At 72.1% G+C, this 1,271-nt stretch carries 2 protein-coding genes; both read left to right on the top strand.

Going from position 1 to position 1,271, the window contains the following annotated elements; all coding sequences use genetic code 11:
* Positions 1-534: RDD family protein (locus tag D7W79_RS42060; protein WP_120530761.1), on the top strand; the 534-nt coding region annotated here is incomplete at its 5' end.
* Positions 535-584: 50 nt separating this feature from the next.
* Positions 585-1,271: GspE/PulE/PilB domain-containing protein (locus D7W79_RS42055; RefSeq protein ID WP_500681256.1), on the top strand; the 687-nt coding region annotated here is incomplete at its 3' end.

Below are 1,271 nucleotides of genomic sequence, written 5' to 3'. Positions count from 1 at the left end.
CCCGCCGCCCCCGCGAAGTCGAAGGTCTCCGCGCCCTCCGTGGCCCCGGTCCCGGCCGCGGGCGAGGTCCACGCGAGGCCCGCCTCGCTGTGGCGCCGGCTGCTGTCCTTCACCGTCGACACCGCGGCCATCAGCGCCGTGGCGGCGGCCTACATCACCCTGGCCTCGTCGGTCGCGGGCGTGAAGGGTCCGCAGCCAGGGCTGACCGGGCTGGACGCGTTCGTCGCCTGGCTGCGCGCGCTGCACACCGTGCTGCTGCCGGGCGTGGTGCTGGTGCTGGTGCTCGCCACCGTGTACTGCGCGGTCGCGGCCTTCCTGTGGAATGGACGGACCCTGGGACGACTGCTCCTGGGCCTGCGGCTGGTGGACACCCACGGCATGGCGCCCACCCCGGGCCGGGCCATCTTCCGGGCGCTGCTCGCCGGGCTTTCCTTCGTTCTCTTCCTGGGCGGGTTCTGGATGGCGCTGTTCGACCGCCGCGGACAGACGCTCCATGACAAGCTGACGTCCACCTTCGTCGTCCAACCGAGCTGAAACCGGCTCATTGTGCCTTGCGGCCGCGGCCGTAAGATGCCGCGGCCTTCATGCCTTCGCGTCTTGCCCAGCACCTCGTCTCGCGCGCCCTCCTGACCCAGGAGCAGGCCGGGGAGTTGTTGCGTCTGCACCAGGCCCAGGGTGGCCACGTGGACACCGTGCTCCTGGAGCGCGGCTTCACCGAAGCGGACGTCCTCGCGATGCTGGGCGAGGTCTCCGGCTTCCGGCCCGTGAACCTGGTGGACTTCGAGCCCAACCTCGATGTCGCCAGCTTCATCCCCCCCAAAATCGCCGAGCGCCTGAGCGTCGTCCCCCTGTCCCTGGACGGGAACACGCTGCACGTGGCGTGCGCCTACCCGGTGCCCAAGAAGGAGCTGGACGAAGTCGGCTTCCTCCTGGGCAAGCCGCTGGAGCTCTGGGTCGCCATCGAGCTGCGGGTGCGCGAGTGGATCTCCATCATCTACCGCCAGCCGCTGCCGCCCCGCTTCGTCCAGCTGGCCGAGGCCGTGGCCCAGCAGGCCGGGGCGCTCACGCCGCCGCCTCCTCCGCCGCCGGATGACGAGTCGATGTCGGTGGACATGGTGGAGCAGCTGGCGCGCTCCGTGGCCCAGGAGCCCGTGCCCGCGGAAGCCCGTCCCGCCGCCTCGCGCGAGCCCGCGCCCGCGGACATCCCGCCGCCGGCGTACGTGCGCGAACCGCTGCGCCTGAACACCTCCGCGGGTCCGGTGACGACGGCC

Source organism: Corallococcus exercitus, from assembly GCF_003611585.1.
Lineage (GTDB): Bacteria > Myxococcota > Myxococcia > Myxococcales > Myxococcaceae > Corallococcus > Corallococcus exercitus.
The sequence above is the reverse complement of the archived record's forward strand: the minus strand, read 5'-3'. Positions and strand labels throughout refer to the sequence as shown.